Below are 24,497 nucleotides of genomic sequence, written 5' to 3' on the forward strand. Positions count from 1 at the left end.
TGGCGCTTATTATACGGATCGGCCGTTGTTGGGCGACCTTCGTCACGGGTATACGAATCGCCCTTGCCTGTGGCGAAGGCATGTGTGTATAATCATCGATTCGCAAGGACAGTCGCGTCCAGGATTCGTTTGTCGAAACATCCCGGGTCGCAAGATGTGACTTAATTGTTGCGTCCCAAATTATTGCGTCGCCCCGGGCGCGCATTCTGAATTCAGGAAGAGATACATGGCAAATTCCGCACAAGCTCGCAAGCGCGCGCGCCAAGCCGTCGCCGCGAACGCCCACAACTCCAGCCTGCGCTCGCGTCTGCGCACGGCCGTCAAGGCAGTTCGCAAGGCCATCAGCGCTGGCGACAAGGCCGCTGCTGCTGAGATCTTCAAGCAGTCGCAAACGATCATCGACAGCATCGCTGACAAGAAGATCGTGCACAAGAACAAGGCCGCACGTCACAAGTCGCGCCTGTCGGCCGCCATCAAGGGCATGGCCGCCTAAGTCTGCCTCGGCCGCCACGGTGGCCTGCAGAAACGAAAAGCTCGTCTCCGGACGGGCTTTTTTGTTTTCTGGCCTGTCTTTGTTGCGGTCCCGGTTGCGGTCGGGGTTGTGAGCGACCGGCCAACAAAAAACCCGGCGTCGACCGGGTTTCTTCGTCTTGGGGTGCGGCGTCTTCGGTGTCAGTTATCGACCGAGCAGGCTTCCACCACCTGGAGGTTGTTGTCGCGGGCGAAGTTCAGGACGAAATCGAGCGCCTTCGGCTCGATGTCACGCAGCCGCGTATCGACCACCACGTTCTTGACGCCCGCCACGATCACCGGGCGCACATATGGCGAGTAGGTCAGGCGGGGATCGCCGGTATCGCCTTCGGGGCGGAATTGCGCCATCACGCCGCACAGCCGCTCGGCCCAGTCGCTGGGGCGAAAGGTCTTGCCTTCCTTCGTAACGCCTTGGATGAAGTATTCGCGGACTTGGGGGGTGGTCATGGGACTGCGGGGATCTGCTTGGTGACTCGACGGTAAACCCGCTTCTACGGGCGCACCGTTTGACGCATCCGGCGAGCGATTGGTTCGCACGCATCCGGACGTGACCAGCGGGGCGGTGGTGTCGGCGGGGGCACTTTTGATGCCGGCGGCGGGCTGGTGGCATGGGTATGCCGGGCCCCGCGTGAATCAGCGAGTATTATATCTTATATAAGACCTGCGCATAAGGCTGAATCCTGTCGGAAACCTGTCAATGGCCCGCCAGTGCTGCCTCTGGACGTTAACCGCCCGGGCTCGCCAAAGCTGGAATAATCCCTTATGATCTTTGCAACTACATTGCGCAAGCGACGCGAAAGGCGGCTCCGCGACACGCTCCAGCCCTGAAAGATTGCCTTCCCGCGCAATCGGGCTGCGTGTCCCAAGCGAGCCGCTTTCTTTGTTTTATGAGCCCAACCCCGATCAAGCATTACCTCCAGTTCAGCGACCTCGGTGCCGACGAGTACGCGTACCTGCTGGACCGCGCGAGGATCCTGAAGGCGAAGTTCAAGAACTACGAGACATGGCACCCGCTGCACGACCGCACGCTGGCCATGATCTTCGAAAAGAATTCCACGCGTACGCGACTGTCGTTCGAGGCCGGTGTCCACCAGCTGGGTGGCCACGCCGTGTTCCTGAACACGCGCGATTCGCAGCTGGGCCGCGGCGAGCCGATCGAGGATGCCGCACAGGTGATCTCGCGCATGGTGGACATCATCATGATCCGCACCTACGGCCAGGACATCATCGACCGCTTTGCCGCGCATTCGCGCGTGCCGGTGATCAACGGGCTGACCAACGAATACCACCCCTGCCAGGTGCTGGCCGATATCTTCACGTACATCGAGCAGCGCGGCAGCATCGCCGGCAAGACCGTGGCCTGGATTGGCGACGCCAACAACATGGCGTACACCTGGATCCAGGCAGCGGAACGGCTCGATTTCACGTTCACGTTCTCGGCGCCCCCGGGCTACCAGCTCGATCCGGCCATGGTGCCGGCATTGGCCGCGCCGCGCGTGAAGGTGTTCGCCGATCCGCTGGAAGCCTGCCGGGGCGCGCACCTGGTGACCACCGATGTCTGGACCAGCATGGGCTTCGAGGCCGAGAACGAAGCGCGCAAGCGTGCGTTCAAGGACTGGATGGTGACGACGGCGATGATGGACCGCGCCGCTGACGACGCCCTGTTCATGCACTGCCTGCCGGCGCATCGTGGCGAAGAAGTGGAAGCCGCCGTGATCGACGGCCCGCGCAGCGTGGTCTGGGAAGAAGCCGAGAACCGCCTGCACGTGCAGAAGGCACTGATGGAATATCTGCTCTGCGGCCGCTACTGAGCCGGCGCATGAGCCAGAACATGTAGGAAAAGGGGGCCGCCATGGCTCCCTTTTTTACGTCCCCGATTTACGTCTTTACGAAACCCCAAGATCCGAGGAGATTGAGATGAGCCAGTTCGACAATGTGTCGGTCGTCAAGAAGGCCAACCTGTACTTCGATGGCAAGTGCGTGAGCCACACGGTGCTGTTTGCCGACGGCACGCGCAAGACGCTGGGCGTGATCTTCCCGGCCGCGCTGTCGTTCAACACGGGCGCGCCGGAAGTCATGGAAATCAATGCAGGCAGCTGCCGCGTGCGCCTGGCCGGCGCGGAAGCGTGGCAGACCTACGGCGCGGGCCAGCAGTTCGACGTGCCGGGCAACAGCAGCTTCGACATCGAAGTGACCGAGACCCTGGACTACGTCTGCCACTTCAAGTGATGCCGACGGTCGCGCCGGAACTCAGAGAATCACCGGTTCCGGCTCGATCCTGACGCCAAAGCGTGCCTGGACTGTGTCTGCGATGCGGTCCGCCAGCTTCAGCAGCGCGGCGCCCGTGCCGCCGCCGTGATGCACCAGCACCAGAGCCTGCTTGCCGTAGACGCCCACCGGGCCGTCGTCCAGGCCCTTGAAGCCACACTGGTCGATCAGCCAGCCCGCCGCCAGCTTGTAGCGGCCGTCGGGCTGCGGATAACTGACCAGGGTGGGGTGCTGCACCAGCAGCGCATCGCGCTGAGCCGCTTCGACCACCGGATTCTTGAAGAACGATCCCGCGTTGCCGACCTGTGCCGGATCGGGCAATTTGCGCGAGCGGATGGCGATAATGGCCTCGCGCACCTGCGCGGCACTGGGCGATGCAATGTCCTGCAGTTCGCGCGCCAGTTCGCCGTAGTTCAGTACCGGCTGCCAGGCTTTGGGCAGACGCAGCGTCACGGCCGTGATGATGTAGCGATCGCGACCTTCGCGCTTGAACAGGCTGTCACGGTAGCCGAACGCGCACGCGTCCAGATCGAGCGTGACGAATTCGTGGGCCTGGCGATCGTAAGCGCGCAGCTGCGCAAAGCGCTCGCGCAGTTCCACGCCATAGGCACCAATGTTCTGGATCGGGGCGGCACCGGCCGTGCCCGGGATCAGGGCCAGGTTTTCGAGGCCAGGCATGCCGTCGGCGACCGTGCGGCTCACCAGGCCGTGCCAGTTTTCACCTGCACCGGCCGTCACGAGCCATTCGGAGCCATCGTCGGCGATGTCGTAGCCCGGGATTTCCATCAGCAGCACGCAGGCATCGAGATCGCCCGTCAGCACGACGTTACTGCCACCCCCGAGCACCACGACCGGCATACTGGCCGCGCGCGGGTCGGACAGGGCCGAAAGCAGGTCAGATTCGCTGCGAATATGCGCTGCCAGACGCGCACGCGCATCGAACCCGAATGTATTGTGGGCGCGCAGGGGATAAAATTCGTAAAAATCTGCCATGAAGGACGGGGAAAGCACCCCGGACCGGGGCAGGCCAAGATTATACGTAACCGCATGGACCGGCCGCCGGGGCAAACGGCGCGCCGCGCAAGACCAGGAGAATCGATATGCCGTCGTTTGACGTAGTGTGTGAAGCCAATATGGTGGAAGTGAAGAACGCCGTGGAGCAGGCCAACAAGGAAATCTCCACGCGCTTCGACTTCAAGGGGTCCGACGCCCGCGTCGAGCAGAAGGAAGGCGAACTGACCGCGTTTGCCGACGACGACTTCAAGCTCAGCCAGGTCAAGGACGTGATGATCAACAAGATGGCCAAGCGCAACGTGGACGTGCGCTTCCTGGACTACGGCAAGGTCGAGAAGATCAGCGGCGACAAGGTCAAGCAGGTCATCACGATCAAGAAGGGCGTGACCGGCGACCTGTCCAAGAAAATCGTGCGCATGATCAAGGACAGCAAGATCAAGGTACAGGCCAGCATCCAGGGCGATGCCGTGCGCGTGACGGGCACCAAGCGCGACGACCTGCAGTCGGTGATCGCGCTGCTGCGCAAGGACGTCAGCGAGGCGCCCCTGGACTTCAACAACTTCCGCGATTAAGCGCCCGTCGGGGCGTTCTTACTGCCCCTGCCGCGCCTGCGGCAGGCCGCCGATCTTTGCGCCGGCCTTGATGCCCTTCTGCGCAAACCAGCCCTTGTTCATCTCCAGTGCGTAGCGCACGGCGGCGCGCGGGCAGTGGTTGTCTTCGGTTTGCGGCTTCATGTCCTCGATGTTCACGATGCTGCCGTCATCGGCCAGGAAGGCGATGGAGAGGGGCAGGTCCGTGTTGCGCATCCAGAAGCAGTGGCCAGCCTTTTCGTCAAACACGAACAGCATGCCGGCGTTGGCGGGCATCGACTTGCGGAACATCAACCCGCGCTCGCGCGCTTCGGACGATGCAGCCACTTCCGCCTGGATGGCGTACATGCCGGCAGTCAGCGGGATGACGGGCAGCGCGGATTGCGCCTGGGCCGGGCTCGTCAGCGCGGCGGCGCCCACGGCCATCAGGGTCTTGAACACGGGGTGCATGGCGGATCTTGTCGTTTGAGGTCTTGCTGCAGGCGAGAGCATAGCGCAGCCATGCCAGCCGTGCCGAAAGCGCCGGACATGAAAAAAGGCAGGTCGCATGTGCGCCTGCCTTTCTACAGACGCGCGGACGCAGGCCCGCGCGATGGCCACCTTACTGGGCGGCCGGTGCCGAAGCTTCCGCCTTCTTGGCGTGGTGCTTGGTCGACGAATGCTTCTTGTGGGTGGACTTCGCGGGCTTCGCGGCTTCCTTGGCGGCCGGCGCAGCGTCAGCAGCGGGAGCCGAAGCCTGGGCGAAAGCGCCAGTAGCGAACAGGCCAACAACCAGGGCAGCGATCAGTTTTTTCATTGCGAGTACCTCAGAGATGTATCCAGTATTTGGAAGGTTCGACGCGCGTAGACGTGTCACTCGCAAAAACGAAACGCCATCTTCTGCCGTTGACGTCATGTTTATCACTATTTGTAACTGCGTTTTACCGACGCCTGGGCACTTGTATTGCGCCACGGACATGTGAAGCCATGGTGGGAAGTCCCAGTGTGCGGACATCCGTCTCGCACCATTGCCCTGGCATCAGGCCAAGATCGGGCAGCGACAGGTTGCCGATGGCCACGCGGATCAGCCTAAGCGTGGGAAAGCCGACGGCGGCCGTCATCCGACGCACCTGCCGATTCTTGCCTTCGCGAATCTGCAACTCGACCCAGGTGGTGGGAATGGCCGCGCGATACCGGATCGGCGGATCGCGATCCCACAGCCAGGCGGGCGTGTCGACCACGCGCACGGTCGCCGGCAGCGTCCTGAAATCGCCAAGGTCCACGCCGGCGCGCAGGCGGGCCAGCGCGGCGTCGTCGGGCATGCCTTCCACCTGGGCCAGATAGGTCTTGGCCAGCTTGTGCTTCGGATCGGCGATGCGCGTCTGCAACGCGCCGTCGTCGGTCAGCAGCAGCAGGCCTTCGCTGTCCGCGTCGAGCCGTCCGGCCGGATAGACGCCTGGCACGTCGACGCAATCGGCCAGCGTCGCCCGCGACGGATGCGCGGAGAACTGGCTCATCATCTGGAAGGGTTTGTTGAGGGCGATCAGGGTCATGGGCGCGCATTATCCACCAGTGCCGCCACGACCGGCGCGCAAAGGTTGGCGCGCAAAGGTTGGCGCGTCATCGCGCTTTATGCATAAAATACGGATAGTCTTATGTCTTATATAAGACTGATATGCGATCCTGGACTCGGTGGTGCGCGGGCGCCGTTGGCCTGGGTCACGAGGCGGTGGCGAAACGCCCGTTACAATGCCTCGCACAACACAATCGCGTCGCCGGGCTCTGCGGCCTGGTGCCAGCCATCACCCCATCCGTAGTTGGAGACGAACATGTATCAGCACATCAAGGTGCCGGCAGGCGAGAAGATCACCGTGAACGCCGATTTCTCGCTGAACGTGCCGGACAACCCGATCATTCCGTATATCGAAGGCGACGGCACTGGCGTCGATATCACCCCGGTGATGCTGAAGGTGGTGGACGCCGCCGTGGCCAAGGCCTACGGCGGCCAGCGCAAGATCGCGTGGATGGAAGTCTTTGCCGGCGAGAAGTCCACGCGTATCTACGGGCCAGATGTGTGGCTGCCTGACGAAACGCTCGAGGTGGTCAAGGAATATGTGGTGTCGATCAAGGGCCCGCTGACAACGCCGGTCGGCGGTGGCATCCGGTCGCTGAACGTGGCGTTGCGCCAGCAGCTCGATCTGTACGTGTGCCTGCGCCCCGTACGCTATTTCAAGGGCGTACCGTCGCCCGTGCGCGAGCCGGAGAAGACCAACATGGTGATCTTCCGCGAAAACTCGGAAGACATCTATGCCGGCATCGAGTGGGAGGCCGGCAGCGAGGGCGCGAAGAAGCTGATCGCCTTCCTGCAGGAAGAAATGGGCGTCAAGAAGATCCGCTTCCCGGATACATCGGCGGTGGGGGTGAAGCCCGTGTCCAAACAGGGCACGCAGCGCCTGGTGCGCAAGGCCATCCAGTATGCGATCGACAACGACAAGCCTTCGGTCACCCTGGTGCACAAGGGCAACATCATGAAGTTCACCGAGGGTGGCTTCCGTGACTGGGGCTACGAGCTGGCGCAGCAGGAATTCGGTGCCGAACTGGTCGATGGCGGCCCATGGTGCAGGTTCAAGAACCCGAAGACCGGCCGCGACATCGTGATCAAGGACGTCATCGCCGATGCGTTCCTGCAGCAGGTGCTGCTGCGTCCGGCCGAGTACTCTGTGATCGCCACGCTGAACCTCAATGGGGACTACATCTCCGATGCGCTGGCGGCCCAGGTGGGCGGCATCGGCATCGCGCCCGGCGCCAACATGTCTGACGAGGTGGCGATGTTCGAGGCCACGCACGGCACCGCGCCGAAGTACGCCGGCAAGGACTACGTGAATCCGGGCTCGGAAATCCTGTCCGCCGAAATGATGCTGCGGCACATGGGCTGGACCGAGGCCGCCGACCTGATCATCGAGTCGATGGAAAAGTCGATCCAGTCGAAGAAGGTGACCTACGACTTCGCGCGGCTGCTGGAGGGCGCTACGCAGGTCTCGTGCTCGGGCTTCGGCCAGGTGATGATCGACAACATGTAAGCCTGGCAGACGCAGGCGGCAACCGCCCCGGCACCGCGAGGTGGCCGGGGCGTTTTTTCATGTTTATCGCTCAGTACCCCGCCATGGGGATGGTGCCTGCGAAGTCGGCGCGACGCTGGGAAGTTTCCTTGACGTGGACTACAACTCCAGCACGACAACGTTGCTGGAGACCCGACCATGGATGACCCATTCAAGCGAACCGCCCTGGGCGCGGCGGTCTACTACCAGGACCCGAAGGCTGCCCTGGACTGGCTCGAACGCGCGTTTGGCTTCGAGCGCGTGATGGTGATCACTGACAAGGACGGAAACCTCGCGCATTCGGAAATGCGCTTCCGCGACAGCTATCTGATGGTGGGCAGCGAATGGGCGGACTACACAGCCAGCCCGGCGTCGGTGGGCGGCAAGAACACCCAGGCGGTGCATGTGCAGCTGGCAGAAGGGATCGATGCCCATTGCGAACGCGCTCGCGCCGCCGGCGCGCAGATCGTCCGCGAGCCCGAAGACCAGTTTTATGGCAATCGCGTCTACGCGGCGCGCGATCCCGAAGGCCATGTCTGGAGCTTTGGTCAGTCCGTTCGCAACGTCAGCCGGGAAGAGGCCGAGCGCGTGTCGGGCCTGACGATTGAAGGGTGGCCAGCGTAGCGCGGAAACAGAAACGCCCGGCCCATGGTTCACATGGGCCGGGCGTCTTGCCGGATGCTTGGCGTACGCGCTTGGCGCGTGCCCCGGGCTGACATTGCCAGCCGTGGCACAGGATCCCGTTCCGAAGGGAGCTTGCCCCCTTCACACCCGCATTGGCCGACGCTGCTCTGTGTGGCGCGCTCGGCCGCGGCGCACTTTACTGGGCGGCGTCCTGGATGTTCGTGGCTTGCTTGCCCTTCGGGCCTTGCACCACCTCGAACGAAACGCGCTGGCCTTCCTTCAGCGTCTTGAAGCCCGCCATCTGGATTGCCGAAAAGTGCGCAAACAGTTCTTCCTCGCCATCGTCCGGCTTGATAAATCCGAAACCCTTGGCGTCATTGAACCATTTGACGATACCGCTTGCCATAAACTCCCCCAACGAAAAAACAGATTTCAAGCGGGGAAACCAATGGCCAGCTGAAAACCACCCTGGCGGGCTCTGGCGTGCCGCTCCTGACGGACCGGCCGCGAAAAGCGCCGCGCAAATGAAATTCGCGTGACCAGCCGCCGCGCCCGTCCGGAAACAAACCGTCTCCGGAACCGAACTGCAAATGGCTGATCTACGCCGGTCGTGGGCCTCCCTGCTCACGGATACATCCGGTCTGGACTTTTTGCTTGGCTCGCTGCCCAGGCCCCGATGTGCGAACGATTTTTCTGGCAAACCTACATGCTGTCAAGCTGGCAGATTCCCCACTCGGCGTGGGGTGTGGCGGGATTGAAACGGCGCGAGATGGTACCTTTGTCGCCGTGGTGCATGGAATTTTGAAATCGCCGCCGGGCGGCCGCGCTGGTGCCCCGGCAAGGGCCGGCAGGCGTGCATCATGCACCGTGAACGTGCGCCGGGCGCCCTTTGTGCGGTAGCCCACGCTAGGAATTTTCCGAAGGGCTGCCCTTGAATACCAGGCCAGTTCCCCAAATTGCAGACTTGTGAGTAAGAGTTAGAATAAAAGCCATGGCGACACGGCTGGCGAACACCCCCCAACGCGAAGCAGGCACAGTCATCGAGCGGAAAGAGCAGCAGCTCAAGCCGCCGGCGATGTACAAGGTGCTCCTGCTCAATGACGACTACACTCCGATGGAGTTTGTCGTGATGATCCTGCAGCAGTATTTCAGCAGGGACCGGGAAACGGCGACGCAGATCATGCTCACCGTCCACCGGGAAGGTAAAGGCGTTTGTGGTATCTACACGCGGGATATTGCGGCGACCAAGGTCGAGCTTGTATCAACCCATGCGCGGCAGGCGGGCCATCCCCTGCAGTGCGTGATGGAGGAAGCATGATTGCGCAAGAATTGGAAGTAAGTCTGCACATGGCCTTTGTCGAGGCTCGCCAGGCACGCCACGAGTTCATTACCGTGGAACACCTGTTGCAGGCGTTGCTCGACAACCCCACAGCGGCTGAAGTGCTGCGCGCGTGCGCGGCCAATATCGAGGACTTGCGCACCAGTCTGAAGAATTTCATCGCAGACAACACGCCTGTGGTGCCAGGCACCGATGAAGTGGACACGCAGCCCACACTGGGCTTCCAGCGTGTGATCCAGCGCGCCATCATGCACGTGCAGTCGACGTCGAATGGCAAGAAGGAGGTGACCGGCGCCAACGTGCTGGTGGCCATCTTCGGCGAAAAGGACTCTCACGCGGTGTACTACCTGCAGCAGCAGGGCGTGACGCGCCTGGACGTGGTCAATTTCATCAGCCACGGCATCCGCAAGGACCAGGCCGAACCGGCCAAGCACGGCGAGGGCAACCCCGAAGGGGAGGGCGGCGACGGCAAGGAAAGCCCGCTCGAGCAATACACCCAGAACCTGAACGCGCTGGCCAAGGCCGGCAAGATCGATCCGCTGATCGGCCGCGACAGCGAGGTGGAGCGCGTGGTCCAGGTGCTGTGCCGCCGGCGCAAGAACAACCCGCTGCTGGTGGGCGAAGCCGGCGTGGGCAAGACCGCCATTGCGGAAGGCCTGGCCTGGCGCATCACCAAGAACGAAGTGCCCGATATCCTTGAAAAGGCTACCGTGTACTCGCTCGACATGGGCGCGCTGCTGGCTGGCACCAAGTACCGCGGTGATTTCGAGCAGCGTCTGAAGGGCGTGCTGAAGTCGCTCAAGGACAATCCGCACGCGATCCTGTTCATCGACGAAATCCACACGCTGATTGGCGCGGGCGCCGCATCGGGCGGCACGCTGGACGCCAGCAACCTGCTCAAGCCGGCGTTGTCGTCGGGACAGCTCAAGTGCGTAGGTGCCACCACGTTCACGGAATATCGCGGCATTTTCGAGAAGGATGCGGCCTTGTCGCGTCGTTTCCAGAAGATCGACGTGGTCGAGCCGACCGTGGACCAGACCGTGCAGATCCTGCGCGGCCTGAAGTCGCGCTTCGAGGAGCACCACGGCGTCAAGTACGCGGCGTCGGCGCTGACTGCGGCCGCCGAACTGTCGGCACGCTTCATCACCGATCGTCATCTGCCCGACAAGGCGATCGATGTGATCGATGAGGCAGGTGCTGCACAACGTATCCTGCCGAAGTCGAAGCAGAAGAAGACGATTGGCAAGGGCGAGATCGAGGACATCGTGTCGCGCATCGCCCGCATCCCGCCGCAGAGCGTGAACCAGGACGACCGTAGCAAGCTGCAGACGCTGGAACGCGATCTGAAGTCGGTGGTGTTCGGCCAGGACCCGGCCATCGAGGCGCTGGCATCGGCGATCAAGATGTCGCGTGCCGGCCTGGGCAAGACCGACAAGCCGATCGGCTCGTTCCTGTTCTCGGGCCCGACCGGCGTGGGCAAGACCGAAGTGGCCAAGCAGCTCGCGTTCATCATGGGCATCGAACTGCTGCGCTTCGACATGTCGGAATACATGGAGCGCCATGCGGTCAGCCGCCTGATCGGTGCGCCGCCGGGCTATGTCGGGTTTGACCAGGGTGGCCTGCTGACCGAGGCCGTCACCAAGAAGCCGCACTGCGTGCTGCTGCTCGATGAGATCGAAAAGGCACATCCGGACATCTTCAATATCCTGCTGCAGGTGATGGACCACGGTTCGCTGACCGACAACAACGGTCGCCGTGCCGACTTCCGCAACGTGATCATCATCATGACCACGAACGCGGGGGCCGAGACGATGAACCGTGCCACCATCGGCTTCACCACGGCGCGCGAGCAGGGCGACGAGATGGCGGACATCAAGCGCATGTTCACGCCGGAGTTCCGCAACCGTCTGGATGCGACCATCAGCTTCCGTGCGCTGGATGAGGAAATCATCCTGCGCGTGGTGGACAAGTTCCTGATGCAGCTGGAAGAGCAGTTGCACGAGAAGAAGGTGGAAGCCAGCTTCTCGGAAAAGCTCCGCAAGTACCTGGCGAAGAAGGGCTTCGATCCGCTGATGGGTGCGCGTCCGATGCAGCGCCTGATTCAAGACATGATCCGCAAGGCGCTGGCAGACGAGCTGCTGTTCGGCAAACTGGTGACCGGCGGCAAGGTGGCCGTGGACCTGGACGACGAGAACCTGATCAAGCTGACATTCTCGGAAGCCGATCCGGAGCCGCCCGAAGCGCCGGAAAGCGAACAGCGCGCGGAAGTCTGAGCCTGCTTCGCATTGCCGCAAGACAGAAATGGCCGGGTTCGTCCCGGCCATTTTTTTGGCCAATTTGCGACTGACCGTGGCGCGATTGTTCCATTTCTGGGCGATCAGCGAAGGGCAATCCTGCAGGTTGCGCGATCATCGGGCAAAATACGCCACGGCGGCATGCCGCCTTTTCCTGATTCCGCGGTCGTCTGGCCGCCCAGCCCGAGTCTCTGATGTCTTCTCCCGACCGCATGCGGCTCCGCCGCCTGCTGCTCAAGTCCCTGCCGATGAGCGCCATGCCCTTGGCGTCACTCGCCGGCCTCGCCCGTGTTTCCCAAGCTGCCGAGCCTTCGGCCACCAGCCGGCCGATTTCGATGGTCCTGCCGTTTCCGCCGGGTGGCAGCGTGGATATCGTGGCCCGGCAGTTGCAGCCGGGACTGAAGACGAGCCTGGGACAGACCGTGGTGGTCGACAACAAGCCCGGCGCCGGCGGCCTGATTGCCAGCAGCACCGTGGCCCGCGCCAAGCCGGACGGCAATACGCTGCTGATGGCGTTCGATACGCATGCCATCAACCCGTTTGCGTACAAGAACCTGCCCTACGACACGTTCAAGGATTTCACGCCGATCACGCAACTGGTTCGCTTTCCGCTTGTTATCGCCGCTAACCCGGCGCTATCGGCATCGAACGTGCGCGAGCTGATCGATCTGGCGAAGTCGAACCCGAACGCCGTGCGCTATGCCTCGTCGGGGATTGGCAGCCTGAACCAGCTGGCCGCCGAAGCGCTGGCCACCGAGGCGGGCGTCCATTTCCTGCACGTACCCTACAAGGGCGGCGGCCCGGCCGTGCAGGCCGTGCTGGCGGGCGAGGTGGACCTGTTTTTCAGCAGCTACGCGGCCGTGCAGGCGCACGTCGCGGCCAAGACGATCAAGATACTCGGCGTTACCGGCACCAGCCGGATCAAGCAGATGCCCCAGGTGCCAACCGTGGCCGAACAAGGCTACAAGGGCTTCGAGGCGTATTCCTGGATTGGCGTTTTCGGTCCGGCGCATATGCAGCAGGACACCGTGATGCGTCTGCACGATGCGCTGGGCGCGTCGATCAAGCAGCCCAAGGTGGTGGAAGCGCTGACTGCGCAGGGATTCGAGATCGCCGTGGGTTCGCCGGCCGACCTGGGCAACCTGGTGCGCCACGAGCACGACAAGTGGCAGGCCGTGGCCCGCAAGGCCAACATCCAGTTCGACTGACCCCATGCAGACGTTGCCCGAACCGTTCGACCACGCCGTCATCGTCTGCGCGGATCTGGACGCCGCCGCCAACCGCTGGCGCGCGCTCGGTTTCACGCTCACGCCGCGTGGCTATCACACGCTGGGATCGCAGAACCACTGCATCATGCTGGCGCGCGACTATCTGGAGCTGCTGCACGTGACCGCACCCAGCCCGAGCCGCCAGTATTACTGGGATGCCCAGCAGCGCGGCGACGGGTGCGCGGCCATGTCGTGCAAGAGCCGCGACGCGTTTGCCACGGCCGACCGGCTGCGTGCGGCTGGATTCCAGCCCTCGGACCCGATCGAATTCTCGCGTCCGGTGCGCCTGGACGATGGGTCGGAGCATCCTGCCACGTTCCGTGTGACCGCACTGGACCAGGCGCCGGGTGCACGCTACTTCGTCTGCGAGCATCGCACGCCCGAATTGCTGTGGCGGCCGGAATGGCTGGCGCACGCCAATGGCGCAACGGCGATTGCGGCGACGTATCTGGTGGTGGAAGCGGCTCAGGTTGCGGCCACGGCCGAAGCCTATGCCACGTTGACCGGTGCGACGATTGCACGCGCCAGTGGCGAAACGGCGATGCTCGATATCGACGGTGCAACGTTCGTCGTCACGGCGCCCCAGGCGCTGGCCGATGCTGCCGACGTGCCGGGGCTTCGGCACGGATCGACCGGCTATGCGGCGATCCGCATTGCAACCGGCAATCTGGAGAACGCCCGCGCGCACTGGCGGGCCAATGGGGTGCAGGCCATGGACCTGTCGCCGTCGATCACGCTGATCCCGGCCGAACAGGCCAACGGCGTGGCGCTGATCTTCGAGCAGCGCTGAAGAGACGTCCGTTCTCCTCTCCCGCTTGCGGGAGAGGGGAGAAAATCCTCCCTACCGGGTTGGGTCAGGCCTTCGCGTGCGCCACGCCGGTCGAGCCGAAGCCACCGGCGCCACGCACGGAATCTTCCGAAAATTCTTCCACCGTAGTGAACACCGGGCGCAGCACCGGCACGAACATCATCTGCGCAATGCGCTCGCCGGGCTGGATCACGATCGGCTCGGTGCCGGGTGCGTTGCGGTTCCACACGCTGACCATGATCTGGCCCTGGTAGTCGGCATCGATCACGCCGATCGAGTTGCCCAGCACCAGGCCCTTCTTGTGGCCCAGGCCCGAGCGCGGCACGATCGTCGCGCACATGAACGGGTTGGCCATATGCACGGCGAAGCCAGCCGGCACCAGTTGCGCCGGCGTGCCGGGTTCGATGGTCACCGGGGCATCCACGCAGGCGTGCAGGTCGATGGCGGCGGCCATGTCGCTCTGGTAGGCGGGCAGGCCCCAGTCGTTCAGGCGGGCGTCGAGCACCTTGATCTCGACAGTCGGATTCGCGGCTACGGTCATGGATTTGGATTCGCAGGATGAGACAAAGGCGGCATGATACCGCGCCGCCCACACCGATCCGCCACTTCGATCCGCTACTTCCATCCACGCACCCGGCGCGGCGCTGTCGCGCCTGCCGCGATCAGCCCTGCAGGTCGAAGGCCTCGGCCAGCAGTTCGTACGTGCGCATGCGGGCCTGGTACGACGCCGTCACGCTCAACACCACCAGTTCGTCGGCCGCGAAGCGGTCCCTGAGCGCCAGCATCCGTTCGGCCACCTGCGCGGGCGTGCCGCAGATCGTGCGTGGCCGTTCGCGTTCGATGATCAGGCGGTCGCGCTCGGTGGGTGTGAAATCGGCGGCCTGGGCCAGCGACGGGATGGGTGCGTTCACGCCATAGGCCATCTGCAGCCGGCGAATGTCGACGGCGCGTTCCAGCGCCGAGGCCTCGGCCTCCGTATCGGCGCAGATCACGAACACAGCCGCGGCGCTGTACGGCTTGTCTTCATAGCCGGACTCGAAATCCTCGCGGTACTGCTGCGCCACCATATCGCCACCATGCGCGTTGATGAAATGCGCGAAGGCGAATCGCAGGCCCAGCCGCGCGGCCAGCGCGCCGCCAAAATCGCTGGAACCCAGCACCCAGATTTCCGGACGGGTGTCGATGGCCGGCTGCAGCAGCACGCCCTCGGCCAGATGGTCGGGCGGCACCTCGCCGCGCAGCAGGAAGGCCAGGTCCTGCACCTGCTGCGGGAACTGGTCGCCCCGGTTGTACTGGCCCATGGCCACGGCCTGCGCCGTGCGCATGTCGCCGCCCGGGGCGCGGCCCACGCCAAGGTCGATCCGGTTCGGGAACAGCGCTTCAAGCATGCGGAACTGCTCGGCCACCTTGAACGGGCTGTAGTAGGGCAGCATCACGCCGCCAGACCCCAGCCGGATGCGCTTTGTCACGCTGCCCAGCCGCGCCAGCATGACTTCCGGCGCCGGGTTGCACACGCCTTGCAGGCCGTGGTGCTCGGCGCACCAATAGCGGGTAAAGCCGAGGCTGTCGGCCATCTGCGCCAGGTCGACAGTGGCTGCCAGGGCATCGCGGGCCGTATGGCCGTGGATGACCGGACTCTGGTCCAGCACGGACAGGCGCAGGGTAGGGCGGGTAGGGCTCATGGCTGGTATGCGGGGTGTTACACGGGCTTGCGCGGCAGGCGCTGGCCGATGGCGGCGACCAGCTCGCGGGCCAGCGACAGCTTGTCGGCACGCGGCAGGCGCGTCATGCCCTTGGCATCGAACAGCACGATCTCGTTGTCGTCGAGACCGAACGTATGGTGGCCGATATTGCCCACCAGCAGCGGCACGCCTTTGCGCTGGCGCTTCTGTTCGCCATACTGCTCCAGGTTCTCGCTTTCGGCCGCGAAGCCCACGCAGTAGGGGGCATCGGCGCGCGCCGCCACGGCGGCCAGGATGTCGGGGTTCTGCACGAACTGCAGCGTCGGCGTGTCGGTGTCGTTGGCCTTCTTCAGCTTCTGCTGGGCCACCTCGGCCGGGCGCCAGTCGGCCACGGCGGCCACGGCGATGAATACATCCACGTCGCGCAGCTGCGCCATCACGGCATCGTGCATTTGCAGGGCGCTGCGGATATCGGTGCGCGCCACGCCGCGCGGCGTGGGCAGCGCGGTGGGGCCAGACACCAGCAGTACGTCGGCGCCGGCTTCGCGGGCCGCGCGGGCGATCGAAAAGCCCATCTTGCCCGACGACAGGTTGGTGATGCCGCGCACCGGGTCGATGGCCTCGAACGTCGGGCCGGCGGTAATCAGCACCCGCTTGCCCTGCAGCGGCTTGGGCTGGAAGAAGGCGATCAGGTCTTCCACCAGTTCCTCGGGCTCCAGCATCCGGCCGTCACCGATTTCGCCGCAGGCCTGGTCGCCGGTGCCGGGGCCCAGGATCGTCACGCCATCGGCGCGCAGTTGGGCGGCATTGCGTTGCGTCGGCGCGGCGGCCCACATCTGACGGTTCATGGCCGGCGCCACCAGCAGCGGGCACTCGCGCGCGATGCACAGCGTGGTGAGCAGGTCGTCGCACAGGCCGTTGGCCACCTTGGCCAGGAAATCGGTGGAAGCGGGTGCGATCAGGATGGCATCAGCCTCGCGCGAGAGGTCGATATGCGCCATGTTGTTGTCGATGCGCGCGTCCCATTGCGACAGGAAGACCGGGCGCCCGGACAGCGCCTGCATCGTGACCGGCGTGATGAAGTGCGTTGCCGCTTCGGTCATGGCCACCTGCACGGTGGCGCCGGCCTTGGTCAGCAGACGTACCAGCTCGGCCGACTTGTAGCAGGCGATGCCGCCGGTCAGGCCAAGGACAATGTGCTTGCCGCGCAAATCCATGGGGAAGGCTCTTGGAGAGGAACTGAGTTCCGCATGATACCGCTGGCGCGCCCCGCGTGCCGGGGGCCGATCACGGCCAAAAAAAATGCCCCTGCGAGGAGGGGCATTCTTGCAAGGCATGTCGTGGGGCATCGTGTGCCGCCAGGCGGTCGGCGTCAGTGGCGCCGCACCCGTCGCAATTCGTCCACGATGAGCAGGATCGCGCCCACCGTGATCGCGCAGTCAGCCACGTTGAAGGCCGGGAAATGCGTGGTGCGCCAGTGGAAGTCCAGGAAGTCGATCACATGGCCATGGATCACGCGGTCCACCACGTTGCCCACGGCGCCGCCCAGAATCAGCGACACGGCCAGGCAGAACATCTTCTGACCCGTATGGCGATACAGCAGCCAGACGATGAAGCCGCCCACCACCACGCCCAGCACCGTGAAGAACCAGCGCTGCCAGCCGCCGGCATCTGCCAGGAAGCTGAACGCCGCGCCCTTGTTGTAGACCAGCACCAGGTTGAAGAAGCTGGTGACCGGGCGCGACTCCGCGTACTGGAACGACCGGGTGATCACGACCTTGAAGAACTGGTCGATCATCACCACCAGCAGCGCAAACGCCATCCACAACCAGGGCGTGACGTTGGCGCTGGGCTTGCTCTTGTTCCGCGAGGGAGACGAACGCGACGAACGGGTCGAGGACGATGCCATCAGGCGTGGCTCCTGTGTTCACCGGCGCCGAACAGGTTGCTGTCGCAGCGGCCGCAAAGGGTGGGATGAGCAGGGTTGTGGCCCACGTCGGCGCGATAGTGCCAGCAGCGCTCGCACTTGGCGTGCTGCGACGGCGTGACCGTCACCAGCAGGTCGCCGCCCTCGGGCGCCGGCGTGACCTTGGCCGCCGACGTCAGCAGCACGAAGCGCAGGTCGTCGGACAGGCTCTGCAGCGCGGCCAGCACCGGCCCGCCCGCGGCGATCGTGACTTCGGCCTGCAGCGACGAGCCGATTTCGCCTTCCACGCGCACCGCTTCCAGCTGGCGCGTGACTTCGGCGCGCACCGCACGGATCTCGTGCCACTTCTGCAGCAGGTCGTCGGCTTCGCCGACCGGCGGCAGGTCGTAGTACGTGCTCGTGAAGATCGTGTCGGTGTGCTCGGTGCCGTGCGCAAACACCTGCCAGGCTTCCTCGGCCGTGAACGACAGGAACGGCGCCATCCAGTGCAGCATCGCCTGCGTGATGTGGTACAGCGCGTTCTGCGCGGCGCGGCGCGCCTGCGAGTCCGGGGCCGTCGTGTACAGGCGGTCCTTCAGAACGTCCAGGTAGAAGCCGCCCAGGTCTTCGGAGCAGAACGTCTGCAGCTTGGCCACCACCGGATGGAACTCGTACGCCTGGTAGTGCGACAGCACTTCCTTCTGCAGGCGGTCGGTCAGCGCCACGGCGTAGCGGTCGATTTCCAGCCATTCCGACGCCGGCAGCGCATGCTTGGCGTGGTCGTAGTCGGTCAGGTTGGCCAGCAGGAAGCGCAGCGTGTTGCGGATGCGGCGATAGCCTTCCACCACGCGCTTGAGGATTTCCTCGGAGATCGACAGCTCGCCCGAATAGTCGGTCGATGCCACCCACAGGCGGATGATTTCCGCACCCATCTTGTTCGAGATGTCCTGCGGCGCCACGGTGTTACCCACCGACTTCGACATCTTGCGGCCTTCGCCGTCCACCGTGAAACCGTGCGTCAGCAGCGCCTTGTAGGGCGGCTTGCCGTACAGCATCGAGGCAGTCAGCAGCGACGAATGGAACCAGCCACGGTGCTGGTCCGAGCCTTCCAGGTACAGGTCGGCCAGGCGGCCCTCGGGGGTGTCGGCCGACGGATCGTACAGTTCGTCGCGATGCGAGCTGCGGATAACGGTCCAGTGCGTCGTGCCGGAGTCGAACCAGACGTCCAGCGTGTCGCGATTCTTCTCATAGAGCGCGGCTTCGTCGCCCAGCAGGTCCTTCGGGTCCAGCGACTGCCAGGCCTCGATGCCATGCTGTTCCACGCGCTTGGCCACTTCTTCCAGCAGCTCGGGCGTGCGCGGATGCAGCGCGCCGGTTTCCTTGTGGATGAAGAACGCCATCGGCACGCCCCATTGGCGCTGGCGCGAGAGCGTCCAGTCCGGGCGGTTGGCGATCATGTTGTGCAGGCGCTGCTTGCCCCACGACGGGTAGAACTCGGTGGCCTCGATGCCGGCCAGCGCGGTCTCGCGCAGCGTCGGGCCGTTGTCGGCCGGGTCCACGTCCATGCCCGCAAACCACTGCGACGTGGCGCGATAGATGATCGGCGTCTTGTGACGCCAGCAGTGCATGTAGCTGTGCTCGTACTTGTGCGAGTTGAACAGGTTGCCCGACTCACGTAGCACTTCGACGATTTTCGGGTTCGCGGCCCAGATCGACAGGCCGCCGAACAGCGGCAGCGTGCTGGCGTAGACGCCATCGCCCATCACCGGGCTGATGATGTCGGCGTCGGGCATGCCGTGTGCCTTGCACGACTGGAAGTCTTCCACGCCGTAGGCCGGCGCCGAATGGACGATGCCGGTGCCGGTGTCGGTGGTCACGTAGTCGCCCAGGTACACCGGCGACGTGCGCGCGTAGCCGGCATCCATCTTGGCCAGCGGATGGTGGAAGCGCACCTCGGTCAGCGCGTCGCCGCGCGCCGTGGCCACGATCTGGCCTTCCAGCGCGTAGGTCTTCAGCTGTTCCTCGACGCGGTCACGGGCCAGGATCAGGAAGCCGCGCGGCGTATCGACCAGCGCGTACTCCACTTCCGGGTGCATGTTCAGCGCCTGGTTGGACGGGATCGTCCACGGCGTGGTCGTCCAGATCACGATCCAGCCCGGCTTGCCTTCGAGCTGGGCCAGCGGCACGTGGAATGCGTGGGCGATCTTGTCGGTTTCCGCGAACGGAAAGCCCACGTCGATCGACAGGTCGACCTTGTCCTTGTACTCGACCTCGGCCTCGGCCAGCGCCGAGCCGCAGTCGAAGCACCAGTTCACCGGCTTCAGGCCGCGGAACACATAGCCCTTTTCCATGATCTTGCCCAGCGCGCGCAGCTCATCGGCTTCGTTGCTGAAGTTCATGGTCAGGTACGGATTGTCCCAGTCGCCCAGCACGCCCAGGCGCTCGAAGTCCTTCTTCTGGCGGGCGATCTGCTCGGTGGCGTAGGCGCGTGCCTTGGCCTGGACTTCCTGCACGGGCAGCCCCTTGCCGAACTGCTTCTCGATCTGGATTTCGATCGGCATGCCGTGGCAGTCCCAGCCCGGCACGTAGACGGCGTCCAGGCCGGTCAGGCCGCGCGCCTTGATGATCATGTCCTTCAGGACCTTGTTCACCGCGTGGCCGATGTGGATGTCGCCGTTGGCGTACGGGGGGCCGTCGTGCAGCACGAACTTCCTGGCACCCTTGCGCGCGGCCCGGATCTTCTTGTAGAGCTGCTTGTCCTGCCACTGCTTGACCCACAGCGGCTCGCGCTTCGGCAGGTCGCCGCGCATCGGGAACGGGGTATCCAGCAGGTTGACCGGATACTTGCTTTTTTCGGGCTTGGCGCGTTTGTCGTCGGACATGGTTGATTCTCGGGGCAATTCGTTTGGGCGCGGACCGGTGGATAACCGCCGCGCGCGTGTCATTTCGGGGCAAGGCAGGGCGGGTCCCGGCGGCGCGCCTGCATGGGGCGCGCTGCCGGCCGCTAGCTAATTCGGTCGGTGGCGGAGGTGGCGAAGTCGCGCCGGTCGCCGGCCGGATTGGCGGCCTCCAGGCCGAAGAACGCACGGGCTTCCCGGGCATCCTTGGCGATGGCCTCGGTCAGCGCCTCGAGCGTGTGAAATCGCTCTTCGTCGCGCAGCTTCTTCATGAATTCCACGCGCACCAGCTTGCCGTAAAGGTTCGCGTTGAAATCGAACAGATGCACTTCCAGCAGCACGCGGCCGGCATCTTCCACGGTCGGGCGGACGCCGATGCTCGCCACGCCCGGCAGCGGGTGGTCGGCAATGCCATGCACCTGCACCACGAAGATGCCGTTCACGGCCGGGCGCTTGTGCGTGATCCGCAGGTTCAGGGTCGGAAAGCCCAGGTTGCGGCCCAGCTTGCGGCCGTGGATCACGTGGCCGCTGATGGCATAGCCATGGCCCAGCAGCCGGCGCGCATGTTCCAGGTCGCCATCGGCCAGCGCCTGGCGCACGGCCGAACTCGAAATGCGGATGCCGCCTTCGGAGACGGAACCCATCTGTTCCACATCGAAGCCAAACTGGCGGCCCGCTTGCTGCAGGTAGCCAAAATCGCCGGCGCGCTTGGCGCCAAAGCGGAAATCGTCGCCCACCAGCACCCAGCGCGCGTGCAGGCCGTGCCAGAGCACGTTCTCGACGAACTGCTGCGGCGACTGGGCGGCAAAATGGGCGTTGAAGTGTTCCACCACCACGCGGTCCACGCCGTTGCGGCGCAGGGCATCAAGCTTGTCGCGCAGCAGGGCAATGCGGGTGGGGGCGTGCTCGGGCGCAAAGAACTCGCGCGGATGCGGCTCGAACGTCATGACGCACAGCGGCAGGCCGCGCGCGTCGGCGGCCGCACGGGCGCGCGCGAGCAGCGACTGGTGGCCGCGATGCACACCGTCGAAGTTGCCGATGGTGAGCGCGCAGGGCGCCCGGCTTTCGGCGTTGGGCAGGCCGCGGAAGACTTTCACGAGGACGGCGGACGAGCTTTTCAGGGAAAGCGAGCATTATAAGGCGAATGGCCCCGTGTGCCGGCGGATTGCCTGTTTTGGCGGCACCCGCCTTGTGCCGTTGTAGGCAAGCTGCCCACAAATGGCGAATTTGTGGGCCTATCCGCCACTCCGCCATGGCGCAGCGCCGCAAAAGCCGGCATGATATGCCCAATTCAGAACAAGAACCGCGCGATTTCTGCAACAGTCGCCGCACGGCGGGTCTGTTGCAGCGGATTGTCGTCGCCTTACATGCCAGGCCACACTTGAACGCGCTGCTTAACAAGATATTGCCGCCTCCTGGGCCGCAACTGGATACCGAGACGCGGGCCAAGCTGCTGGCCACGGTCCATCGCGTCTCCCCCACGGCGATTGCCTCGTCCGTGCTCCTGCCGGCCCTGACCGCATGGGCGTTCTGGAATGAAGCCAGCCACGTTGCACTGCTGATCTGGTGCGCCATCATGCTGCTGCTGACGGCTGGCGGCAGCTGGTTCTACTTCGGATACCAGCGGGACAGCGGCAAGATGAGCCGCTCGGCTCACACGCGCAAGTGGTGGAACAACATGCGCGCGATTGCCTTCCTGACGGGGCTGACCTGGGGAAGCTCGGCGCTGCTGCACTTGTATACGGGCTCGGTGGTGTTCTCCAGCGTCCTGTACCTGCTGACGCTGGGGGTGCTGGCCGGCGGCGCCACGTCCCAGTCTCCGATTCCCTCGAACCTCGTATTTGCCGGCGTGCCGATCCTGGTGCCCAATATCCTGCTGGCCGAGATCGCCTTTCCGGCCCATGGTGGCTACGTGCAACTGCTGCTGGTGGTCTATGCGCTGATGCTGGCGCGCCATTCGCTGAACCTGCAGCACACGCTGGTGCGCGCCATCCAGCTCGAATCGGAAAGCCGCCGGCTGGCCAAGCAGTTCCAGGAGGAGAAGGAGCGGGCGCTGCATGCCAGCGAGGAAAAATCGCGCTTCCTGGCCGCCGCCAGCCATGACCTGCGCCAGCCCGTGCATGCGCTGGTGATGCTGGTCGAAGCCTTGCGCGCGCGCAACCAGTCCACCGCGCTGCATCCACTGGTGGAGCAGGTGGCGGCCGGCACCCAGACCATCGACCTGCTGTTCCGCTCGTTGCTGGACCTGTCCAAGCTTGAAGGACGCAAGGTGCTGCCGACGATGGAGCCCTGCGAGCTGCACTCGTTGATCAACGATGTCATGAGCCAGTTCGCGGCCGATGCGCGCGAAAGCGGTCTGACGCTGACGCCGCGCGTGCCCGACGAGCTTTACGCCATGGCCGAACCGGTGCTGCTGCGGCGCGCGCTGTTCAACCTTGTGCAGAACGCGCTGCGCTACACCAAGCGCGGCGGCATCCTGGTCACCGCGCGCCAGCGCCGCAAGCATGTGCGCGTGGAAGTGTGGGACACCGGCGCGGGTATCACGCCCGAGCACCTGCCCGAGATCTTTTCGCCGTACTACCAGGTGCACAACCCCCAGCGCGATCCGTCGCAGGGGCTGGGGCTGGGGCTGGCCATCTTCAAGGAATGTGTGCGGCTGATGCGCGGCACCTATGGCGTGCGCTCGGTGCCGGGCAAAGGCTCGGTATTCTGGTTCGCACTGGCGCCGGTGCCGGCCGAGACCGTGGCCAGCGTCCGCGCGATGCGCGCCAATGCGCAGGCCGAGGAAGCGCGGCAGGATCGCCTGCGCGGCACGGTGCTGGTGGTGGACGACGACAGCCAGATCCGCAAGGCGTGGATCGCGCTGATGGAGGCGTGGGGCATCCGCGTGGCCTGCGCCGCGCACGGGCAGGAAGCCGACACCCTGTTTGCCAAGGGCCTGAAGCCGGACATCATCTTCTGCGACCTGCGCCTGCCGGGCAACGAGAACGGCCTGGACCTGCTGGAGCGCTGGCAGACCACACAGCCGCAGGCGCGCAGCGCCTTGCTGACCGGCGATCTGAAATCGGCGGCGCTGCTTGCTGCCGAGGATGCCGGCTATTTCGTGCTGCCCAAGCCGGTGGACCCCGCCAATCTGCGCATGCTGCTGCGCCGCTGGCTGCAGGCGGGCTGAAGCTGCCGCGTCGCCGTTTGTCCAACGGCGCAGGGTTTCGGAAAGCCACGCCCCACGCCAATACGACGCCCAAACAAAAACGCCGCCCTGGTTACTGCAGAGGCGGCGTTTCTTTTTGTGGCTGGCGGGGCAGCGGACTTACTGGCGCAGGCGAAAGCGTTCCATGCGCGACATCACCTGCATGCGCGTGCGCACGCCCAAGCGCTGCAGGATTGCCGAGACGTGTTCCTTGACCGTGTTCTCGGTCAGCCCCAGCTTGCGCGCGATGACCTTGTTCGGCAGACCTTCCAGCACCAGTGCCAGCACCGAACCCTGGCGCGGCGTCAGGCCCAGTTCGGCCGGCGTGACCGGGATGCCATGCGCCGGACCAAACGACTGCGAACGACCGGACAACGCTTCGTCCGACGGAAAGCTCGTATCGCCGGCCAGCACCTTGCGCACGGCGGCCGTAAAGGCATTGGCATCGAGATGCTTGCCGACGAAGCCGCAAGCGGACAGTGCACGCGCACGGCCCACGATCTCTGGCGTGGCCTCGGCGGACATGAATATGAAGCGCGCGCCCGGAATTACGGTCTTGAACGCCTGCATGGCATCAAAGCCAGTGCCGTCATTCAGCCAGATATCGAGCAGCACGATATCGGGACGAAGTCCCTGGTTCAGCGAGTGGAGAGCTTCCTTGGCGCTACCGGCAGCGTGGACAGCAACGTCGGGCATCACCTCCGCCAGGAAGGCGGTGGTGCCGGAAAGAGCCATAGGATGATCATCGACCACCAACAAAGTCGGTGCAGCGTTCGACATGCGTATTCCCGTCTAATTTCCCGTTTCGTCCTTGTTGTCACCATTTTCCGAGGAAGCGGCGCGTGGACGTAGGACCCACTCTAACAGAGCGGGGTGCGCGTCACAATCCGTGGCATTCGGGTATTTCTTCGTGCAGTCTGGCCCAAAAGCGTTGTGGGAGGCGCGTTTCGCGGTAATTAAGTACCTATTGAGCACGGATTGCAAGCCTTTGGACCACAGCTTGGTAGAA

24 protein-coding genes are annotated in these 24,497 nt (G+C 64.4%); 11 read left to right on the top strand and 13 right to left on the bottom strand.

Going from position 1 to position 24,497, the window contains the following annotated elements; genetic code table 11:
• The first annotated feature begins 226 nt into the window (after window positions 1–226).
• Entirely contained in the window at window positions 227–493 is a 267-nt protein-coding gene (gene rpsT / locus CYJ10_RS06905) for a 30S ribosomal protein S20 (RefSeq protein WP_101680763.1), read from the top strand.
• Window positions 494–672: 179 nt separating this feature from the next.
• Here rpsT and CYJ10_RS06910 read toward each other — a convergent pair whose 3' ends face one another.
• Window positions 673–978, bottom strand: coding sequence for a DUF3579 domain-containing protein (locus CYJ10_RS06910; RefSeq protein WP_066732114.1), 306 nt, complete (start codon window positions 976–978; stop codon window positions 673–675).
• A 440-nt stretch (window positions 979–1,418) separates the two neighbouring features.
• On the opposite strand from CYJ10_RS06910, the gene argF reads away from it, so the two are divergent.
• Window positions 1,419–2,342 carry an ornithine carbamoyltransferase gene (gene argF / locus CYJ10_RS06915; protein WP_101680764.1) on the top strand — a complete coding sequence of 308 codons (924 nt, stop codon included), beginning with the start codon at window positions 1,419–1,421 and terminating at the stop codon, window positions 2,340–2,342.
• A 106-nt stretch (window positions 2,343–2,448) separates the two neighbouring features.
• Window positions 2,449–2,760, top strand: a complete 312-nt coding sequence (ppnP, locus tag CYJ10_RS06920; protein WP_101680765.1) for a pyrimidine/purine nucleoside phosphorylase — start codon at window positions 2,449–2,451, stop codon at window positions 2,758–2,760.
• A 21-nt stretch (window positions 2,761–2,781) separates the two neighbouring features.
• Here ppnP and murB read toward each other — a convergent pair whose 3' ends face one another.
• Window positions 2,782–3,792 (bottom strand): UDP-N-acetylmuramate dehydrogenase, encoded by a 1,011-nt coding sequence (gene murB, locus CYJ10_RS06925; RefSeq protein ID WP_101680766.1) that lies wholly within the window; start codon window positions 3,790–3,792, stop codon window positions 2,782–2,784.
• Between the two features lie 107 nt (window positions 3,793–3,899).
• Between murB and CYJ10_RS06930 the strand changes: the two genes are divergently transcribed.
• Window positions 3,900–4,385, top strand: a complete 486-nt coding sequence (locus CYJ10_RS06930; RefSeq protein WP_101680767.1) for a YajQ family cyclic di-GMP-binding protein — start codon at window positions 3,900–3,902, stop codon at window positions 4,383–4,385.
• 18 nt (window positions 4,386–4,403) lie between these two features.
• Here the strand turns inward: CYJ10_RS06930 and CYJ10_RS06935 are convergent, their stop codons facing one another.
• From CYJ10_RS06935 to CYJ10_RS06945, 3 genes are all read right to left on the bottom strand, one after another.
• On the bottom strand, window positions 4,404–4,853 hold the full coding sequence (locus tag CYJ10_RS06935; protein WP_101680768.1) for a DUF192 domain-containing protein: 450 nt from the start codon (window positions 4,851–4,853) through the stop codon (window positions 4,404–4,406).
• A gap of 151 nt (window positions 4,854–5,004) precedes the next feature.
• A complete protein-coding gene (locus CYJ10_RS06940) occupies window positions 5,005–5,199 on the bottom strand; it encodes a hypothetical protein (protein WP_101680769.1) in 195 nt (64 codons plus the stop codon).
• A 124-nt stretch (window positions 5,200–5,323) separates the two neighbouring features.
• The gene (locus CYJ10_RS06945; RefSeq protein ID WP_101680770.1) at window positions 5,324–5,935 is read right to left on the bottom strand and encodes a pseudouridine synthase; all 612 of its coding nucleotides are present in this window, start codon (window positions 5,933–5,935) and stop codon (window positions 5,324–5,326) included.
• A 276-nt stretch (window positions 5,936–6,211) separates the two neighbouring features.
• Here CYJ10_RS06945 and icd point away from each other — a divergent pair, with 276 nt between their 5' ends.
• Together icd and CYJ10_RS06955 are read left to right on the top strand one after the other, a co-directional pair.
• Complete coding sequence (icd, locus tag CYJ10_RS06950) at window positions 6,212–7,462, top strand: NADP-dependent isocitrate dehydrogenase (protein WP_101680771.1); 1,251 nt, start codon at window positions 6,212–6,214, stop codon at window positions 7,460–7,462.
• Between the two features lie 177 nt (window positions 7,463–7,639).
• Window positions 7,640–8,104: a VOC family protein gene (locus CYJ10_RS06955; RefSeq protein ID WP_101680772.1), complete on the top strand. Its 465-nt coding sequence runs from the start codon at window positions 7,640–7,642 to the stop codon at window positions 8,102–8,104.
• Between the two features lie 196 nt (window positions 8,105–8,300).
• Here the strand turns inward: CYJ10_RS06955 and CYJ10_RS06960 are convergent, their stop codons facing one another.
• On the bottom strand, window positions 8,301–8,510 hold the full coding sequence (locus CYJ10_RS06960) for a cold-shock protein (protein ID WP_029051623.1): 210 nt from the start codon (window positions 8,508–8,510) through the stop codon (window positions 8,301–8,303).
• 585 nt (window positions 8,511–9,095) lie between these two features.
• On the opposite strand from CYJ10_RS06960, the gene clpS reads away from it, so the two are divergent.
• The 4 genes from clpS (at window position 9,096) to CYJ10_RS06980 (ending at window position 13,795) form a co-directional block, all read left to right on the top strand.
• On the top strand, window positions 9,096–9,422 hold the full coding sequence (clpS, locus tag CYJ10_RS06965) for an ATP-dependent Clp protease adapter ClpS (RefSeq protein ID WP_049815983.1): 327 nt from the start codon (window positions 9,096–9,098) through the stop codon (window positions 9,420–9,422).
• Window positions 9,419–11,716 (top strand): ATP-dependent Clp protease ATP-binding subunit ClpA, encoded by a 2,298-nt coding sequence (gene clpA, locus CYJ10_RS06970; protein ID WP_101680773.1) that lies wholly within the window; start codon window positions 9,419–9,421, stop codon window positions 11,714–11,716. The genes clpS and clpA overlap by 4 nt, the downstream gene beginning before the upstream one ends.
• A 215-nt stretch (window positions 11,717–11,931) precedes the next feature.
• Complete coding sequence (locus CYJ10_RS06975; protein ID WP_180862854.1) at window positions 11,932–12,945, top strand: Bug family tripartite tricarboxylate transporter substrate binding protein; 1,014 nt, start codon at window positions 11,932–11,934, stop codon at window positions 12,943–12,945.
• Window positions 12,946–12,949: 4 nt separating this feature from the next.
• Entirely contained in the window at window positions 12,950–13,795 is an 846-nt protein-coding gene (locus CYJ10_RS06980; protein WP_101680775.1) for a VOC family protein, read from the top strand.
• 64 nt (window positions 13,796–13,859) lie between these two features.
• Here the strand turns inward: CYJ10_RS06980 and dut are convergent, their stop codons facing one another.
• From dut to CYJ10_RS07010, 6 genes are all read right to left on the bottom strand, one after another.
• Complete coding sequence (gene dut, locus CYJ10_RS06985) at window positions 13,860–14,354, bottom strand: dUTP diphosphatase (RefSeq protein WP_101680776.1); 495 nt, start codon at window positions 14,352–14,354, stop codon at window positions 13,860–13,862.
• Between the two features lie 121 nt (window positions 14,355–14,475).
• Window positions 14,476–15,495, bottom strand: coding sequence for an LLM class flavin-dependent oxidoreductase (locus tag CYJ10_RS06990; protein ID WP_101680777.1), 1,020 nt, complete (start codon window positions 15,493–15,495; stop codon window positions 14,476–14,478).
• Between the two features lie 17 nt (window positions 15,496–15,512).
• Window positions 15,513–16,712, bottom strand: a complete 1,200-nt coding sequence (gene coaBC, locus CYJ10_RS06995; protein WP_101680778.1) for a bifunctional phosphopantothenoylcysteine decarboxylase/phosphopantothenate--cysteine ligase CoaBC — start codon at window positions 16,710–16,712, stop codon at window positions 15,513–15,515.
• Window positions 16,713–16,867: 155 nt separating this feature from the next.
• Entirely contained in the window at window positions 16,868–17,404 is a 537-nt protein-coding gene (gene lspA, locus CYJ10_RS07000) for a signal peptidase II (protein ID WP_101680779.1), read from the bottom strand.
• Window positions 17,404–20,283: an isoleucine--tRNA ligase gene (gene ileS / locus CYJ10_RS07005; protein WP_101680780.1), complete on the bottom strand. Its 2,880-nt coding sequence runs from the start codon at window positions 20,281–20,283 to the stop codon at window positions 17,404–17,406. Before ileS ends, lspA begins: the two co-directional genes overlap by 1 nt.
• Before the next feature lie 122 nt (window positions 20,284–20,405).
• The gene (locus CYJ10_RS07010; protein WP_029051236.1) at window positions 20,406–21,395 is read right to left on the bottom strand and encodes a bifunctional riboflavin kinase/FAD synthetase; all 990 of its coding nucleotides are present in this window, start codon (window positions 21,393–21,395) and stop codon (window positions 20,406–20,408) included.
• 284 nt (window positions 21,396–21,679) lie between these two features.
• On the opposite strand from CYJ10_RS07010, the gene CYJ10_RS07015 reads away from it, so the two are divergent.
• Window positions 21,680–23,470 carry an ATP-binding response regulator gene (locus CYJ10_RS07015; RefSeq protein WP_101681058.1) on the top strand — a complete coding sequence of 597 codons (1,791 nt, stop codon included), beginning with the start codon at window positions 21,680–21,682 and terminating at the stop codon, window positions 23,468–23,470.
• Window positions 23,471–23,608: 138 nt separating this feature from the next.
• Here CYJ10_RS07015 and CYJ10_RS07020 read toward each other — a convergent pair whose 3' ends face one another.
• Window positions 23,609–24,268: a response regulator gene (locus CYJ10_RS07020; RefSeq protein WP_029051234.1), complete on the bottom strand. Its 660-nt coding sequence runs from the start codon at window positions 24,266–24,268 to the stop codon at window positions 23,609–23,611.
• Window positions 24,269–24,497 lie beyond the last annotated feature (229 nt).

Origin of the sequence: Cupriavidus pauculus (assembly GCF_002858765.1) — a bacterium.
Taxonomy (GTDB): domain Bacteria; phylum Pseudomonadota; class Gammaproteobacteria; order Burkholderiales; family Burkholderiaceae; genus Cupriavidus; species Cupriavidus pauculus_B.

Coding starts and splice junctions, on each gene's coding strand:
- rpsT (WP_101680763.1), top strand. CDS start 227: ATGGCAAATTCCGCACAAGCTCGCAAGCGCGCGCGCCAAGCCGTCGCC.
- CYJ10_RS06910 (WP_066732114.1), bottom strand. CDS start 978: ATGACCACCCCCCAAGTCCGCGAATACTTCATCCAAGGCGTTACGAAG.
- argF (WP_101680764.1), top strand. CDS start 1,419: ATGAGCCCAACCCCGATCAAGCATTACCTCCAGTTCAGCGACCTCGGT.
- ppnP (WP_101680765.1), top strand. CDS start 2,449: ATGAGCCAGTTCGACAATGTGTCGGTCGTCAAGAAGGCCAACCTGTAC.
- murB (WP_101680766.1), bottom strand. CDS start 3,792: ATGGCAGATTTTTACGAATTTTATCCCCTGCGCGCCCACAATACATTC.
- CYJ10_RS06930 (WP_101680767.1), top strand. CDS start 3,900: ATGCCGTCGTTTGACGTAGTGTGTGAAGCCAATATGGTGGAAGTGAAG.
- CYJ10_RS06935 (WP_101680768.1), bottom strand. CDS start 4,853: ATGCACCCCGTGTTCAAGACCCTGATGGCCGTGGGCGCCGCCGCGCTG.
- CYJ10_RS06940 (WP_101680769.1), bottom strand. CDS start 5,199: ATGAAAAAACTGATCGCTGCCCTGGTTGTTGGCCTGTTCGCTACTGGC.
- CYJ10_RS06945 (WP_101680770.1), bottom strand. CDS start 5,935: ATGACCCTGATCGCCCTCAACAAACCCTTCCAGATGATGAGCCAGTTC.
- icd (WP_101680771.1), top strand. CDS start 6,212: ATGTATCAGCACATCAAGGTGCCGGCAGGCGAGAAGATCACCGTGAAC.
- CYJ10_RS06955 (WP_101680772.1), top strand. CDS start 7,640: ATGGATGACCCATTCAAGCGAACCGCCCTGGGCGCGGCGGTCTACTAC.
- CYJ10_RS06960 (WP_029051623.1), bottom strand. CDS start 8,510: ATGGCAAGCGGTATCGTCAAATGGTTCAATGACGCCAAGGGTTTCGGA.
- clpS (WP_049815983.1), top strand. CDS start 9,096: ATGGCGACACGGCTGGCGAACACCCCCCAACGCGAAGCAGGCACAGTC.
- clpA (WP_101680773.1), top strand. CDS start 9,419: ATGATTGCGCAAGAATTGGAAGTAAGTCTGCACATGGCCTTTGTCGAG.
- CYJ10_RS06975 (WP_180862854.1), top strand. CDS start 11,932: ATGTCTTCTCCCGACCGCATGCGGCTCCGCCGCCTGCTGCTCAAGTCC.
- CYJ10_RS06980 (WP_101680775.1), top strand. CDS start 12,950: ATGCAGACGTTGCCCGAACCGTTCGACCACGCCGTCATCGTCTGCGCG.
- dut (WP_101680776.1), bottom strand. CDS start 14,354: ATGACCGTAGCCGCGAATCCGACTGTCGAGATCAAGGTGCTCGACGCC.
- CYJ10_RS06990 (WP_101680777.1), bottom strand. CDS start 15,495: ATGAGCCCTACCCGCCCTACCCTGCGCCTGTCCGTGCTGGACCAGAGT.
- coaBC (WP_101680778.1), bottom strand. CDS start 16,712: ATGGATTTGCGCGGCAAGCACATTGTCCTTGGCCTGACCGGCGGCATC.
- lspA (WP_101680779.1), bottom strand. CDS start 17,404: ATGGCATCGTCCTCGACCCGTTCGTCGCGTTCGTCTCCCTCGCGGAAC.
- ileS (WP_101680780.1), bottom strand. CDS start 20,283: ATGTCCGACGACAAACGCGCCAAGCCCGAAAAAAGCAAGTATCCGGTC.
- CYJ10_RS07020 (WP_029051234.1), bottom strand. CDS start 24,268: ATGTCGAACGCTGCACCGACTTTGTTGGTGGTCGATGATCATCCTATG.